The following is a 14,196-nucleotide window of genomic DNA, read 5'->3' on the forward strand; positions in this document are numbered from 1 at the left end:
ACATATAACCCATTATTTTAGGGGGTTATTGCCTTGGTTGAGAAATTTCTGTTCGCTGAGTGCAGTTGGATATCTGTGCATAAATCATTTTAAGAAGACAGCGAACAGCAGTTTGGGGTGCACATTTTTGCGTTTAATTCAACTGTTATCATTAAGTGTAAAATAAAGTAACGATAACTGTGTGTTATTGTTTTCAGTCTATATGCTTGCTACTTTTTCATTTCAGGACCTATATTTTAATAAAGGAAACATATGAAAAAGATGATCGGTATTATTGGTTCGTTAATGTTAATTTCTGGAACTGCAGGTGCAGCTACCTCTACAGCAACTTGTGTAAAGACAGACAATGCCGCAATAGAGGCGCTATTTGATCGCTGGAATGCTTCGCTAAAGACCGGTGATCCGCAGAAAGTGGCTGAAAACTACCTTTCCGATGCCGTATTATTACCAACAGTCTCAAACCAGGTACGCCTGACAGACGCAGAACGTGAGGATTACTTTAAACATTTCCTGGAAAAGAATCCCGTAGGACACATTGACAGTCGTACTATTCGTATTGGCTGCAATAAAGCCATTGATACCGGAACTTATACATTTACTTTTGCCGATAATTCAAAAGTTTCAGCCCGCTATACTTTCACTTACGCCTGGACCGGTGACGAGTGGAAAATTTCATCGCATCATTCTTCCGCTATGCCGGAGTCCTAATGTTGAACGGGTGGTGGCCGAGAGGCTACCACCATAAGAATGCACCCACCTCATGTTCAACCCTGCATAATACCGTCACCATCCAGCCAAAGTTTATATATTGTTGAACTTTTTAGGTGATATTAGACTCCTAATACGATTAAACTATTCATGTCTTCGATGATGTAGCGAGGTGGGGCAGAGTCATACCTGCTATCACTGTTTTGAAGACAGGTCAATATCATTATTTCCTGTTTTTTAATGTTTCCAGGGGGGGAAGGCTTTGAGTGGCGTTGTAATTAAAAAGAATGATAAAGGTAGCTCAATCTTGTTGGTTATATCAATACTGAATTTCGCGATTTGGTTCGTCACGGGCTGGATCTTTTTGCATAAAGATTTTGCTGAGTATGAAATAATAATCCCTATGATTATTTTGTTATTACATACAATAGTAGCACTAACCACGTTTGTTTTTGGCGCCTGTTGTTTAAGAAGACATAACAAGCTTAAGGTATTGATTGCTATGTTTATTTCTTTATACTTGATCTCAATCGTTTTGAGCATAATCTATCAAAACTGGAGTTCAATTATAAACGTGTGAAGCTTGGTTTTGGATGTGTCGGGTTGTTTTTCTGGCGTGTGCACATTTACGTAGCGTGCTTGTCAAAAAAGAAACCGTAAAGTCCATTCTTCTCTGAGCACTGACGTGAGCAAAAGAAGCGTTTAGCTCTCTTCTGGCATCCCAAAATTCGCTATCCGCGATCGCCCAGGCTCTTTTGCTCGTTACAGTGTGTGCTGAGGATTGCTGGCGATGCGGTACTATTGCATCTAAGTGAACGGCGGAATGGCTTACCGTGACATAGAATGAAAGCCAATTGATGTAAACTACATTGCAGAAGATAACGGTTATTTAGTCCCTGTATACGTTGTTACATGTAATCTGGTGGTGCAATTAATATTCATTTTCTTATATAAGGATGTAATAAATGAAAAAGCTCACTAAAGTTCTTCTCTCCTCGTTTGTTCTGTTCTCGTTTTCTTCATTGGCGGCCGAAGATTTACACAATAAATTGACTATCCAGGCTATTCCTTCTTCAGAGGGAACCGTTGTGGTTGAAGGGAAGCCAATGTACGAAAAAACGTTCAACGTTGTTGTGTACAGCAAAGCTAAAGAACCGATTGAATTAACTGGTTTTGTAGGCTGTTACAAAGCTTTTGATGAAAACGGTAAGGAGTTCGATGTGAGAATGGTGCAGGCAGATCTGCTCGGAACTCTGAAGGCAGGAGCTAAAGAAGGTGAAATATCTTTCGTCAGCAACGATGCATCTGTCTACAATGCCAAATTTGTAAAATGGTCTTCCCGGTGCCCCAATCTGGCAGAACGTCCATAATAAATATGATCTGACCCCACACTTTCCTCACGATGATTGATTCTAAAGAAGATGGCGCTGGCTCACCGGTGTGGGTCTCTCAGCGCAAGGATGGTCATCAACGTTTTGCATCGTCTAAGTCGTTTACGAATCCAGATATATTTCTCAAGATTTTGCGTGTAACGAGAGGCTCTAAGCCAGTATCGGCAGGCATTAAAATATTCACCACTACACTCGTAGAATGATGCCATTTCTATATATATTTCTTCTCTTTCCATTCCTGACCTGCGCATGACCTGTAATCAGCATGTTAGTGTCATGCTGGTTATCTCGCCGATATTTGATTTCCCGGTTGGCTTACGTCACTTAAATTAATCGGTGATAAAGAAAAGGCTTCAGCCATACTGCAAGCTTTTCACGGCGAGATTTGTTGGATTTTGCCGGTCGTGCCTTTTGGTTGGGGCTCGCACCGGCATGATAGGGTTCAGTCCACAGGCTTGGGCTTGGCCTGGCAGGTATCACTGATCTTTATAAATTTGTCGTTATAGACAAGATAGTGATTTCCCGGCAGACGCAGCGCTGGCTGACGAACCACATCACCGGGACGCAGATACCACGCGTCACCCTCATCTTCGGTCGAATCACAACCGGGTTTGATCAGTAATTTAAACCAGGTATTACCGGTATTACTCACTGTTCCTGCTACCTTATCGAACGTCCATTGGAACTGAACCTGACGCGGTCGTACTACCAGAATGGTATCCATCACCACCACCGGCTCCATGCTGACCTCACCGCCAGTCGGACTTCGCATCGTCAGGTTGCGCGTAGGGATCTCGCGAAATGAAACCCGATAGTAGCGTTCGCGGTTATCTCGGGGGCCGTGATAATAAAATTTGAAATATTCACTTTCACCAGCCTGTAACGTGAGCTGTCGTGGGGCAAACAACAGTTCACCATCCCCAGGCCGGGAGCGCACTTCGCTCCCACCCGGGCGATCGATGGCGCTGATGGTGATGCGATACAGCCGCGCACTTTTGTTATTGTTCACTACTCGTTTACTGGCGAAATCCATCTCGGCCGGCAGGGAGAAGGTGAGGTTGCCGACCGAGATAGCCTGCGTCTGAGTGGCTGCCAGAAGACAGACCAGGCTCAGCAGGGCCTTAGTCAATGTTACGCCACGTCGCCTGAACATGAATTTCTCCTGAAGCGCTGACTTCGCCAAACCAGCCGTTATCGTCCACCGTACGCAGTGAAATGGGGTTATTCATCGGAATAGAAAATTTTACCGTCGTCTTATCCAGTTGCCCGACGTCCCCGGAGATATCGGTCCATGGCGTAGTGAGCCAAAGTGCTTCGGACATATCCCGCCAACTGTCATCGCACCCGGCATCGTAGGACTGCTCCGTTCCGTTGCGGGTAATGAATGAAAGCGTCGCCGGAAACGGCACTTTTTCCGTGCCGTCATCGGAGCTGAAGAGACAGTAGGAACGCCCACCAATCACCTGTGCCGGTCCGGTCACCTTAATGAGCACTTCGTCGGCGGCTGTTTTACCGCTGGTGGTGACGATGTAGCCGAAATCAAGTGCTGGTTCCTCGCTCCCGACAAATCCCTCTCGTGACGGAGAGGTTGTATATTCGTCGGAGACAATGCTGACGCTAAAATCACGTGGTTTGATAATCAGTGTATTGGAGGTGGAAAACTCATACCATCCCGACTCCGGCGAGGTGGTGTTCTGGAAGCGAAAATTGAACAGATCCTTGGTGTTGATATCGCTGATTCCGAGGTTCACCATCTGCTTAAAGAAGTTGCTTGAAAAGAAAACATAGACCGAATCGGCGCCTTTCATCTCATTAAAGTTATAAAAATAGGTGGTGTTGCTCACTGGCTTCCAGGAACTGCCATTCAAACTGAATTGCATATCGTATATGCCTACGGCAGAGGCAAGCGACGAGTTAGCAATTGCCGGGAAAATACGAATCGAGGTGTTACTTAACCCATTAGTCTGCAGGGTGTAGCTCACCATTTTGCAGCTTAATCCCGATCGGCTGCCAATGGTTTGGGGCCGACAGTCGGCATTGCCCTCACCGAGGGTCGGTACGCCGTCACTGTTGATAAAGACCTCCGCAAGGGAATTGGTGTTGATCAACCTCAGATTTGCGGCTTTAGTATGAGTGACGTTGCGCACAAACCAGTTGCCGGAGGCCTGATCTTTACAGCGCGCACCGCTGCTGGCGTCATAATTCACAGAGGTCTGACAGGCATTGATGGTCATCGTAAAGCTACCGCCGACCGGCATTTGTTGCAGATACTGATAGAACGCGTCAGACATCATGCCATGCATCCACTTTGCGTTTCCGCTGGTCACTGTCGCGCCATAAAATCCGCTGGCGTCGGTGGTTTGTGGCAGAATAAGGCTGGTGGCGATATCACAACCGGTATACCAGTTGATGCAGCGAAGACCGGTCAAAGGGTGCGACACTGGTGAGTTTTCCACCCACATATCAAACTTCCATCCAGCTGTCAGGGGGGTGTTGTAGCCATTATCGATATAGCCCAAGCTCACCTGATATCTGCTTCCAGAGCCGTTATATTTCAGCCCCGTCCATCGGTTTGACCCGGTCATACGTGGATCCAGCGGGCCGCCGGGCGTGACAAAATAGTTATCATCCGAGTTGTTTTCCACGAAGACAAACTGCCTGTCCGGTGCATCTGGCCTGATGGTTTGGGTGACCGCAGCGTTCACCCGCGTGATACAAAGCGCCGCTGTGAACATGACCAAATATGCCAGCCATTTAGCTTTCATTTCCTTCTCCTGTCTGCTGCGTGCGGGCATAAGTGGAGAGACCGGTACAGACCACATCCCCAACCCAGATGGCACCACGTGCGTTGCTGAGCTCCAGCGCCACTTCGCAGGTCTTATTGCCCCCATAGTTGAAATCGATGGTGGGATATTTCTTATCAACATCCATAACAAATTCGCCGTTTTCATCGGTTCGGGTCCGGCCGATATGATTATTAATCCGCGCGTTAGCCATTAGCGTGCCGTCTTCCGCGCGGATACGACCGGAGACAGTGACCATTTGTTTTACCTCTGGCTCAATCACTGCGACGTTGCCGGGATAGAGCGTCAGATGGCTCTTGCGGCCGCTGACGATGTCGTAGCTGTCGAGTGAGTTTTTACTGTTCTGCAGCTCCACCTCATACCTTCCATAGGGAGAAAGTGGCAGATAGTTACGCTTCCCGCTGAGTGCGTAAATTCGCCCGTTGACTTTGGCGCTTATCTGACCATCGTCATCCAGCCCGGTGTTGAGTATCACACCGGCATTACCGTCGGTGCGCCCGCTGGCGGCCAGGTTTTTGCCCTGCCAGCCAGCACTGCCGCTGGCCGTCAGGTTGGTATTCACGTAGCCATCCGCTGCACTGTTGACGTTTAAGGTTCCACTGGCGTAGCGGGCATCAAACTGGGCATAGGCGCCACCGCTGAGGGTCTTGTCATCCCCGGTATCCCCGGAAATAGCCCGCGACACATTGGCGCCGATGGTACGAATTGTTCCTTCATCAAACTGCTTGCGCGCCGACAGGTTAGCCATGGTGTAACCGTTCTGATGGGTCATCCCCGCACTGAACCAGTTACCCAGAGGCAGCGAGAGGTCAAGAGCAACATATTTCCCGGTATTAGTGTTGCTGCTGCCATTGTTAAAACGCTGGATCCCCGCCCGCAGGCCAAGAGACCCAAAGGTGCCACTGTAAACTGTCTGATAATAATCCGCGGTGTAGTAATGGCTGTTATAACGTCGGTCATCGTTGTAGCTGATAGTAAAGGTGCCCAAATTCGACCACAGTGCGTTGAGGTTGAGGGTTCCTCCAATAGCCCGGTTATCAGCATTGCTGCGCCGTAATTGATCGCCAATACGCGTTTTCTCCTGGTTAACCCAAAGCGAACTGAAGCCCCCGGGCAACGTGGCGCTGATGCTGCCAATGCTGCTCCATGAGCTATCGCTGGCCAGCATATTTTGCAGGTTAACGTTAACTGATTCAGTGAGCGGCAGTGTCACTCGGGTCTCGCCCACTGCCTGATTGTCATAACCATATCCGGTTGCAGCCCAACTCAACGTGTCGAGCGAGCCGGACGCCGAGACGCCGGCCAGCCAGCTCTCTTTTGCTGGCCGAGTCTTTTTCCCGCTCTCCGACCAGCGATCCATATGAAAGCTGCCGCCCCATACCTGCCACGCCAGTGGCGATCCGACGCCGCGTCCCCGACTGAAAAGCTTATTGACTCGCTGGGTGCGTTTACTGACTACGCGGCCGTTAACAATCACTTCCACTTCCACATCGTAAATACCGTACGGTAGTCCACGGGTATCCACTTCATAGCTACCCATAGCGAAGTTCTGAACGCTAAGCAGTCGCCCGTCACGCAAAAGATGGACCTCTCCCGCCGCCGGTAAAAAAGCAACCACCGGCGTGGTCGACTGGCTGCTGTCGAAAACGGTGGAACTGGCCTGATTTCCCCAGGAAAGACCGTAAATCTTCCCGGCCGAAATGGCGGTCATCGGTCCCAGCGACTGCAGGTTCCATGTATCGAGCATTCCGCCCGCAAAACGGTGGCCTGCAAAATCGCGCTCATACATTGCCTTATATAATTCGCTGTCTTGTTGACCGCTGCCGATACCGTACAGCGAACCATCCAGCACTACATGGTGCTCCCGCAGAGCGGTGACGTTGTTCAATGACAGGTAACTGGAGGTATTGCTTCCACCATTGCGCATCTGGTTGTTATAGACGCCAAGGTTATAGGTCAGGTTGCTGCTAACGGCGTTCACGCTGGACTGGCCAATATCTTCGCTGCGCGAGCGCAGCACAGTACCCAGCGCCTCGCGTTTGACCACCAGCTGTAGCAGTAACTGGCGCAGACTGAGATCCAATTGCGCATTGTCTGTCAGGGTAATGGTGAGCGCTTCGCTGAAGGGAACGTTGGCGAGACGAGTCAGTTGCTGCCGGGTTTTCTCGCTTACGCTGGCGTTATCGTCTCTCTCCTCCAGCTGTATCTGTCTTATACGCAGTTGGCTACCATCCAGCCAGATAAAGGCACTGCCGATCCGCTGATCGTCCTGAGTACCCTGGCTACCAGCGAGATGAATATAGAGCGGGACGCTCATGCCGTCCTGCAACGCCTGACTGAAGGCCTGCGGAATCATCACGCCGCCAATCTGCTGTACGCTGGTGTCAGCAGCGCTGGCATCAGGCTGAACGAACAAAAAGATCATGCTGAAGGCAAACCGTGTCTTCAGTTCTTGGGAAATCCGTCGTAGAGGCATCGTCATTATCCATCTGCACAGCTGTCTATTTCACAGGAACAAACTGCTCACCCTGCCAAAGCGCAACACGTCCTTTTTTATCTGCAATATTCACACGCGTAAAACGACGTGATTTACCCGGCATCAGATAGTAATTTTCTTTACACTCCTTGCCGTCAGCAGCCCTTAGGCAGGGACCATAAGCCAGGATCCGCAGCGTTGCATTTCCTGAATTAGTTAACTCACCGTTGGCGTACTGAAAGCGGTAATTTACCTGACGGGGTGCCACGACCAGGATTGTGCCAATGCGTGCAGAGGCGGTCGCTACCGCGCTGCGGTCGGCTTTATCACGCTGCAGGTCACTGAGGGCCTGATCAAACCAGACAATGCGGTAATAGCGTTCTTTGTCATCTGATGGACCTTTGTAGAAGAAACGGATCACATCGCTCGCCTGGGCGGGCAGCAGCAGGCTGGCAGGGGTGAGCAGTACCTCATCGGGGTTGTCCATAGGGATAACCTTTCCGTCATCCAGCGGTGAGGAAAGTCGTTCGAGATGAATATTGATCAGGCGTCCGCTGTCGGTACTGTTTTTGATAGTCTTGCTTAGTGAGCTACTGCTGCTGTTCATAAAGGAGGAGATATCGCCGACGTCCAGCGCCTGCGCTGGCGCGCCCCCGATGAGCAGCAGCCCGAGGGCCATAAGGAATTTTTTCATTACAATGCCGTCCGTGAAAAAAAGCAGGGGAGGGCCCCTGCTGGTGCATCAGGTGGGTCAGCTGGCTTAGCTGGTCCAGGTGGCGTCGAACTGTACGCTGACGTCGCCGCTCCAGATCCCTTCTGGCAGGGTGCTGAAATCGGTGACTGCGGTAGTCCCGTCGGTTGTGCCACTGATGATGGAGAAGGTGAATCCGTCCTGCACGGTGGTACGGCCACTGGCGTTGTAACCATTAGCGAGCGCACTGAGGTTGCCGCCCAGTACTCCGTTTGCGGTATCGATCATTACGGTATCAGCAGCTTTTTCGACTGCCGCGCCGTTGTACTCAACGCCGACGTTAAGTGTGGAGCCGGAGGTATCTAACTGCGTTAAGGTATTAGTGATAAGACGCGAGGTCAGCTTAAAGTCGGTAGCCGTTGAGTCGCCCTCAATCGCCACGTCAAACAGACCCTTTTGCGAGTTGAAACCTTTGACACCTTCTGCATACTGGAACGCCAGGCTACCGAGGGGGGTCACCACAAGTTTGCTGGTCGTGTCCTTTTTGGCAGTCGCAGACCAGGTCGCTACAGCTTGAGCTGTTACGTCAGCCGCCTGTGCCACACCCATACCGGTAAACGCCGTTACCAGAGCTAATGCCAAGACCTTTTTTTTCATCGCTTTTTCATCCTGAGTTAAATTAAGGACATGATGTCCCGGTGAATCATCTTGAAATTTTTACGAGCTGTTAAACTAATTTATATAATTTGGAGTACAGCTTTGCCTCAGCGTTACGCCGATGGGTATATACTGTCTTCACGCTACAATTTTCTATTCTGGCAATCGATTTAGGTTGCATGCCTTGAGCTGTCATGCGAATTATTTCCATTTCCCGATCAGTGATTTTGTCTTTTTTAATATCTTTGCGGAGAAACCGACCGTTGATGACATAGGCCAGCTCTTTACGAATGTCACGACACAGGCCGACGTATACAATGCCCCTGACATCACTATTGTAATACCAGTAATTTGCCAGAGCCTCTGATTTTCTGGCCGCAATCAATACGACCTGTTTACCCTTTACGGCAGACAACCATTCGCTATCGCGCCTGATAAAGTCGGTTAAAGAAGCCGTGTTGATATTGATAAAAACAAAATCTTTTTTTATTTTTTCCGGCGACAGATAAATTAATTCCTCGATATCCAAAATTAGTTCGGATAATCCTTTGTAGAAGAAGGAGTCATGGGCAGACCAAATGTACTTATTGGAGCAGTATTTATATTCCATATGGTTTTGCACCTCATTGTCCTTGAAGTAATCATTTTAAAATGTCACTGCATACCATGCCTCTAAAATTGCAGGCGCGTATGGTTTCTCTAATCAGTCTCCATCAAATAAACGTCACATTACCCATCGCTATTGGAACGACAAGATCAATTTTTGATAATTATCTGCTTGGAATGAAATTTAAGTTTTTTCCTAATGAGTGTCAACGCGAGCGAAGAAAAGAGATTCTGTGTCTGGGTCAATATTTACAAAAAATGAAAATATCGATTTTTTGAGATGAGGCAAAAGGTATTTATTTTCATGGGGTTATTTGCATTATTAGATTCAATTCTTACCAATGTTTTATATTAACCAGGATCTTAGCCCTAATGTGTTAGGAATATTCTCAATGAGAGGGGCGATAAATATATAAAATCATCTGTGATTTGCGTCAAAATCAGGCAGTTAAACCAAAAAATAATTAAAGTCAGGTTTTTTCTCTAATGTTTAAAGCTGGCATTCAGTATGATATGCCGCACAAAACAGTTATGTTTATGTTAATAATTAGTAGATTCTGAATACATAGTGAAGGTCTATAAAATATCTATTCGCCAAAACAGATCCAGGCAGCAAGATTAACCGGCCATTGCTGAGTCTTCTTGCCCTCCCAGGCAAGTACTGGTGGCTTTCACCAGAAAAGCTTAGCTGCTTTTCTCAACGTTGAGCGACTCCGCCATTTCTGGAAGGACGATGCTTTTAAAGTCGGTCTGAAATTCAGGCTTTACCTCGACGATCACCAGATTATTGATGGTTCGCTCATTCGGTATGATGTGTTTGTCCCCCAGAAACTGGGGCTCCAGGGTGATTTTCTTTTTCCGATCGATTATGTCAGGTGCACGAGCAGCAAATGCCTTGTACGGATCGGCATTGAGATGTTTGCGGTAAGCACTCTCATTTTCATAGAGTTCGACCATGAATGCCTGACCTGGAACGTCGCTGCGTTGCAGGGCGTACATCGCCAGCGTACCTGCTTCCTGATCAACCGAAGCGGAAATCGTCTGTCTGGCCACGTCTGTAAAATCGTTGTCCCGATCGTGCCTGACGCCGAGCTCAAAGATATTCATCACTTGTTTATCCGGCGTGTCCGGTGTTGTTGCAAAGACAGGGCTGCTTATTAGCAGGCCAAGTAAAAGCATAAGAGTCTTTTTCAAGATGATCCTTTTACTGAAATGGCTGTTTAAGACGTTCGATCAGCTGGTGTTGGTAGGACGAAAGCCGATCGCTGCTGGCGCTCTCAAAGACCAGCGGAGGAAGCCACGTCATACCGGCGTGCAGGGCGCTTGCCTTCATCGGTAAAAACACATCCGCAAGCGTTACCCCGATCCTGCCGTCCGGCCCGTAAGTTGAGCTTCCCCCCGCAGCCGTACTGACTACAAGCATCTCCTTTCCCTGCCACAAACCGGGTCCGACACTCCCCCAGGTTTCATTCAGCCAGGCTTTCATCATCGGCGTAATATTGAACCAGTGGGTCGGGAAGATAAAAACGACACGATGGTGCGCACGCATCATTTTTCGCTCCGCGTCGCCATTAATCTGACGTGTGTCATAACCATACAACGTCTCAAGGTTGCGAACCGTCACGCCCTCCAGACTCTCCGCGGCTTCCTGCAACCCTTTTGTCAGAACGGAGCGTTCCGGATAAGGGTGAGAAACGATAACGAGCGTTTTCATGTTGGTCTTTTCACGACTATGAGCATGTCCAACGGACACGAGGAAGATTAAGGCAAACAAAAACTGTGCTGCTCCGCGCTGACGCACCCCCATCATAAAACCTCCTTTGTTTTAATACGGCAGTAAAGCGCTAGGGCGTAACGGGAGCCAGTTCCGGTAATCTTTCGACACTATAGGTTCGCGAATTGTCGGCACGGTGACGGATAGGGATGATCTTCTGGTACGCGGCCGAGTTATACCAGTCCTGGGCATTTTGGAGGCTCTCAAACTTGATCACAACCAGTCGGCCCTGTGCGCCAAATCCTTCTTTAACATCGGGTTCACCTCCTCTGACGATGAAGCGTCCACCAAAGGGCCTGAAAGTGGACTCAACCTGAGCGCTGTACGGCTTTATTTCCTCACGATCGGTCGTCTGAAACTCTGCGATATAATAAGCAGGCGTTGCTGCCAGGGCTGTCGCGAACCCGGAGAGTGTGAAAAGAGAGGCTATCGCTGTTTTAAACACCATCCTTCCTCCTGATTACCTTTCATAAAAGTGAATAAGGGCTACCGCGTCCAGACCTGCATGGCGTCTTTGGTTTGCGGCGTGTTTTGCGCCATGATCCCCGTCAGAACATGCGGCTGGTAGGTTTCTTCCAGAAACCGGATGTCCTCCGGGCTCAGTTGAAGATTTACGGCGTTTACCGCGCCATCGACGTGCTCTTTTTTTGTGGCCCCCACGACAGGAGATGTGACTTTTGTCAGCAGCCAGGCGAGAGAAATTTCCGTCATGGACACCTGATGCCGTTCGGCAAGTTCGGCGACGCACTCAATGATGATCCGATCCTGTTCAGCCGTGCTGTCATATTTCCCCCGCGCATAGCCATCCTCCGTGGCTCGCGGGGTGTGGCCTTCTTTACGGGAGAGACGGCCGCTCGCCAGCGCGCTATAGGGGGTCATGGCGATATCATCTTCAGCGCACAGACCGAAGAGCTCACGTTCATCTTCCCGCATGATCAGGTTGTAGTGGCTTTGCACGGAGACGAAGGGCGTCAGGCCTTCGCGTTCGGCAAGGGCGTTCGCCTTCGCCAGCTGCCAGGCATAGCAGTTTGAAATACCAATAGCGCGCACTTTGCCCGCCGTAACGGCGGCATGCAGCGCTTCAAGCACCGCGATCACAGGCGTGTTGTAATCCCAGATGTGGTAGATGTAGAGGTCGATGTAGTCCATCCCCAGATTCTGCAGGCTCTGGTCGAGCGATTGGGCTATGGCCTCTTTTCCGCCGATCCCCGCTGCAATTTGCGCGGCGGTTCGTGGCAGAAACTTGGTGGCCAGCACCACGTCCTCACGTTTTGCCATCTCCCGCAGCGCCCGGCCAACGTACCGCTCGCTGGAGCCGTTCTGATAGGCGATGGCGGTATCGTAAAAATTGATGCCCTTTTCGAGACCGTAGCGGATGATGTCCCGGCTTGCTGTTTCGTCCAGCGTCCAGCGGTGCTGGCCCGTTAACGGGTCGCCAAACCCATACATCCCATACAGATGCGGGAGACCAGTAAGTCACTTTTACCGAGCCGGGTATACTGCATCGTTATTCTCCCTCTGGATTATTCACGACGGTATTGAGCAGATCGACAAGCCTTGATGCGTGTTCCCGGGCGAGCGTTTTTTGCTGCGCGATTTTGTCGGCATCCCTGTCGGCGTAGCTGATACCGCAGGTATAAACCGGCGCCAGCAGCTCAAGATTGCACAGCCTTGCCGTGGTCTCGAACGGAATAAGATACGCTTCAATGGCATGGCCAAAGAAACCGTCAGCGGTATAGAGTGCCTGTGGCGCCCCCGTTGTGAAGGAGAGGATCAGCTTTTTGCCGCCCAGTTTCGCCGCTGAGCCATGCGCGAAGCCGTGGACAAAGACCTCGTCCAGCCAGTGTTTCATTAACCCGGGCACCTGCCCTGAGTCTTGCGGGATGCGCATGGCATGCTCATCATGTCTGGTGCAGCGTCGCAGGCGTTCCGGGTCATTACTTGCTGTCTGTTCCACCGTGTGCGCCAGTGCAGAGTGCTGCCCATGGCTCGATTCGCCACAGCGGACGGGCCGCAGGGGAACCGGCACCGAGTGACGAAACAACCTGGCAGGAGAAGGCAACGGTAGTCAGGATGTTGCATCCTGATGTTTTTCTGAGGGGAGCCGTCTGTGCCATATATGGCAGGTGAGGTTTATCCCGGACGGTGTAAGGTAGGGCTGAAAGCGAAAAAATATTTTCAGTTACCTGCTTCATTTAAGGACGCGATTCCCCCGGAAAGCGTCCTTTTTTTATGTCTGCCTCGGTAATGAAACGTCAGGGATGGTTATCCGAAAGAGAGACTTCCTGATTTGCACAGAAAAGCCCCGGCGAAAAGATGACGCCGCCGCAGGTTGTTGCGAACCGCCCACGCACTGACCACCGTTGTCCTTCTTTGCCCCGCCGGACAGCGGAAAGTGTACCGAATCGTCTTAAAACGGATGCTGAGATCCGCGGATATCCCCGTGCGAAAGGGATGGTTGATACCGTGTTGAAAGAACGGCTTATATCCTGAGACACTTTTACTGAACGACCGACAGGTGGGAACGCATGGAAACCAGGCGGAAGAGCACTGAAAAATACGGGGATAAGCAGGAATGAAACGCTATGCGGTTTAGGATGACCGTTTTTTTACTGGCGGCAGCCACGGTCCTGGCGGGCGTGAAATTTTTTCCCGCGGTGCTCGCGCATATCCATCACAACGGTGAGATCCGCGAGCTGGTCAAACACCCTGACACGGTCTTTCATAACTTCAGCCGCTGCAAGCGGGAAGTTGAAGATGCCAGCTACTGTTATAACGCGTACAGCGCAGCCATACAGATTGCAGAATCAAAAGACTGTACGCCTCAGGGCATTATGATGAAGCGCAAGTTTAAAAATCTGGTTGAACACAACGTATCGTCGGTTATCGAGGAAGAAATTATTGCGGAATGTGGTTCAGGAAACACCAGGAGGTGGCCGCATCGTGATGCCTGGCGAGTAACCTGTATCAGCATCCCTTAGCCGGCGAGTTCGACGTCACGATGGCCGGATGACGTTCTGGCCCTGCCTCACCGGAAAAGAAGAAGCACGCCCTGTCGTATTCATGACGGGCATGGGGATTTCCGGGGC

The 14,196-nt window shown here is 50.1% G+C and carries 11 protein-coding genes and 3 pseudogenes; 3 read left to right on the forward strand and 11 right to left on the reverse strand.

The genetic code is table 11. The features are described 5' to 3' along the window. The first annotated feature begins 252 nt into the window (after window positions 1-252). Together L6R44_RS11515 and L6R44_RS11520 are read left to right on the forward strand one after the other, a co-directional pair. Entirely contained in the window at window positions 253-708 is a 456-nt protein-coding gene (locus L6R44_RS11515) for an SgcJ/EcaC family oxidoreductase (protein ID WP_046889223.1), read from the forward strand. Between the two features lie 965 nt (window positions 709-1,673). Continuing rightward, window positions 1,674-2,078, forward strand: coding sequence for a DUF4354 family protein (locus L6R44_RS11520; RefSeq protein ID WP_237424292.1), 405 nt, complete (start codon window positions 1,674-1,676; stop codon window positions 2,076-2,078). Between the two features lie 463 nt (window positions 2,079-2,541). Here L6R44_RS11520 and L6R44_RS11525 read toward each other — a convergent pair whose 3' ends face one another. The 11 genes and pseudogenes from L6R44_RS11525 to L6R44_RS11575 form a co-directional block, all read right to left on the reverse strand. After that, window positions 2,542-3,252: a fimbria/pilus periplasmic chaperone gene (locus L6R44_RS11525; RefSeq protein ID WP_046889226.1), complete on the reverse strand. Its 711-nt coding sequence runs from the start codon at window positions 3,250-3,252 to the stop codon at window positions 2,542-2,544. Then, complete coding sequence (gene ecpD / locus L6R44_RS11530; protein WP_237424373.1) at window positions 3,221-4,834, reverse strand: fimbrial adhesin EcpD; 1,614 nt, start codon at window positions 4,832-4,834, stop codon at window positions 3,221-3,223. Before ecpD ends, L6R44_RS11525 begins: the two co-directional genes overlap by 32 nt. Window positions 4,835-4,853: 19 nt before the next feature. Further along, window positions 4,854-7,379 carry a fimbrial biogenesis outer membrane usher protein gene (locus L6R44_RS11535; protein ID WP_046889228.1) on the reverse strand — a complete coding sequence of 842 codons (2,526 nt, stop codon included), beginning with the start codon at window positions 7,377-7,379 and terminating at the stop codon, window positions 4,854-4,856. A 25-nt stretch (window positions 7,380-7,404) separates the two neighbouring features. Then, window positions 7,405-8,073 carry a hypothetical protein gene (locus L6R44_RS11540; RefSeq protein ID WP_046889229.1) on the reverse strand — a complete coding sequence of 223 codons (669 nt, stop codon included), beginning with the start codon at window positions 8,071-8,073 and terminating at the stop codon, window positions 7,405-7,407. Window positions 8,074-8,139: 66 nt separating this feature from the next. Continuing rightward, a complete protein-coding gene (ecpA, locus tag L6R44_RS11545; RefSeq protein ID WP_046889230.1) occupies window positions 8,140-8,727 on the reverse strand; it encodes a common pilus major fimbrillin subunit EcpA in 588 nt (195 codons plus the stop codon). Between the two features lie 70 nt (window positions 8,728-8,797). Beyond that, a complete protein-coding gene (gene ecpR / locus L6R44_RS11550) occupies window positions 8,798-9,337 on the reverse strand; it encodes an ECP biosynthesis operon DNA-binding transcriptional regulator EcpR (protein WP_237424293.1) in 540 nt (179 codons plus the stop codon). Between the two features lie 689 nt (window positions 9,338-10,026). After that, a pseudogene (locus tag L6R44_RS11555) lies at window positions 10,027-10,512 on the reverse strand (putative quinol monooxygenase); the annotation flags it as partial. Window positions 10,513-10,537: 25 nt separating this feature from the next. Continuing rightward, window positions 10,538-11,143 carry an NAD(P)H-dependent oxidoreductase gene (locus L6R44_RS11560; RefSeq protein WP_080346004.1) on the reverse strand — a complete coding sequence of 202 codons (606 nt, stop codon included), beginning with the start codon at window positions 11,141-11,143 and terminating at the stop codon, window positions 10,538-10,540. A 34-nt stretch (window positions 11,144-11,177) separates the two neighbouring features. Then, window positions 11,178-11,555 carry a DUF1330 domain-containing protein gene (locus L6R44_RS11565; RefSeq protein WP_237424294.1) on the reverse strand — a complete coding sequence of 126 codons (378 nt, stop codon included), beginning with the start codon at window positions 11,553-11,555 and terminating at the stop codon, window positions 11,178-11,180. A gap of 38 nt (window positions 11,556-11,593) precedes the next feature. After that, window positions 11,594-12,612 (reverse strand): annotated as a pseudogene (locus L6R44_RS11570) (aldo/keto reductase). Window positions 12,613-12,614: 2 nt separating this feature from the next. Continuing rightward, window positions 12,615-12,971, reverse strand: a pseudogene (locus tag L6R44_RS11575) (NAD(P)H-dependent oxidoreductase); the annotation flags it as partial. Window positions 12,972-13,704: 733 nt separating this feature from the next. On the opposite strand from L6R44_RS11575, the gene L6R44_RS11580 reads away from it, so the two are divergent. Continuing rightward, window positions 13,705-14,088, forward strand: a complete 384-nt coding sequence (locus L6R44_RS11580) for a hypothetical protein (protein WP_046889234.1) — start codon at window positions 13,705-13,707, stop codon at window positions 14,086-14,088. The last annotated feature ends 108 nt before the right edge of the window (window positions 14,089-14,196 follow it).

It is taken from the genome of Enterobacter cloacae complex sp. ECC445, assembly GCF_021892025.1.
Lineage (GTDB): Bacteria > Pseudomonadota > Gammaproteobacteria > Enterobacterales > Enterobacteriaceae > Enterobacter > Enterobacter chengduensis.

Bases quoted from the DNA above. Each gene is read 5' to 3' on its own strand.
- L6R44_RS11525 (WP_046889226.1), bottom strand. From the start codon at position 3,252: ATGTTCAGGCGACGTGGCGTAACATTGACTAAGGCCCTGCTGAGCCTG.
- L6R44_RS11535 (WP_046889228.1), bottom strand. From the start codon at position 7,379: ATGCCTCTACGACGGATTTCCCAAGAACTGAAGACACGGTTTGCCTTC.
- L6R44_RS11520 (WP_237424292.1), top strand. From the start codon at position 1,674: ATGAAAAAGCTCACTAAAGTTCTTCTCTCCTCGTTTGTTCTGTTCTCG.
- ecpA (WP_046889230.1), bottom strand. From the start codon at position 8,727: ATGAAAAAAAAGGTCTTGGCATTAGCTCTGGTAACGGCGTTTACCGGT.
- L6R44_RS11565 (WP_237424294.1), bottom strand. From the start codon at position 11,555: ATGGTGTTTAAAACAGCGATAGCCTCTCTTTTCACACTCTCCGGGTTC.
- ecpR (WP_237424293.1), bottom strand. From the start codon at position 9,337: ATGGAATATAAATACTGCTCCAATAAGTACATTTGGTCTGCCCATGAC.
- L6R44_RS11515 (WP_046889223.1), top strand. From the start codon at position 253: ATGAAAAAGATGATCGGTATTATTGGTTCGTTAATGTTAATTTCTGGA.
- L6R44_RS11540 (WP_046889229.1), bottom strand. From the start codon at position 8,073: ATGAAAAAATTCCTTATGGCCCTCGGGCTGCTGCTCATCGGGGGCGCG.
- ecpD (WP_237424373.1), bottom strand. From the start codon at position 4,834: ATGTTCACAGCGGCGCTTTGTATCACGCGGGTGAACGCTGCGGTCACC.
- L6R44_RS11560 (WP_080346004.1), bottom strand. From the start codon at position 11,143: ATGATGGGGGTGCGTCAGCGCGGAGCAGCACAGTTTTTGTTTGCCTTA.
- L6R44_RS11580 (WP_046889234.1), top strand. From the start codon at position 13,705: ATGACCGTTTTTTTACTGGCGGCAGCCACGGTCCTGGCGGGCGTGAAA.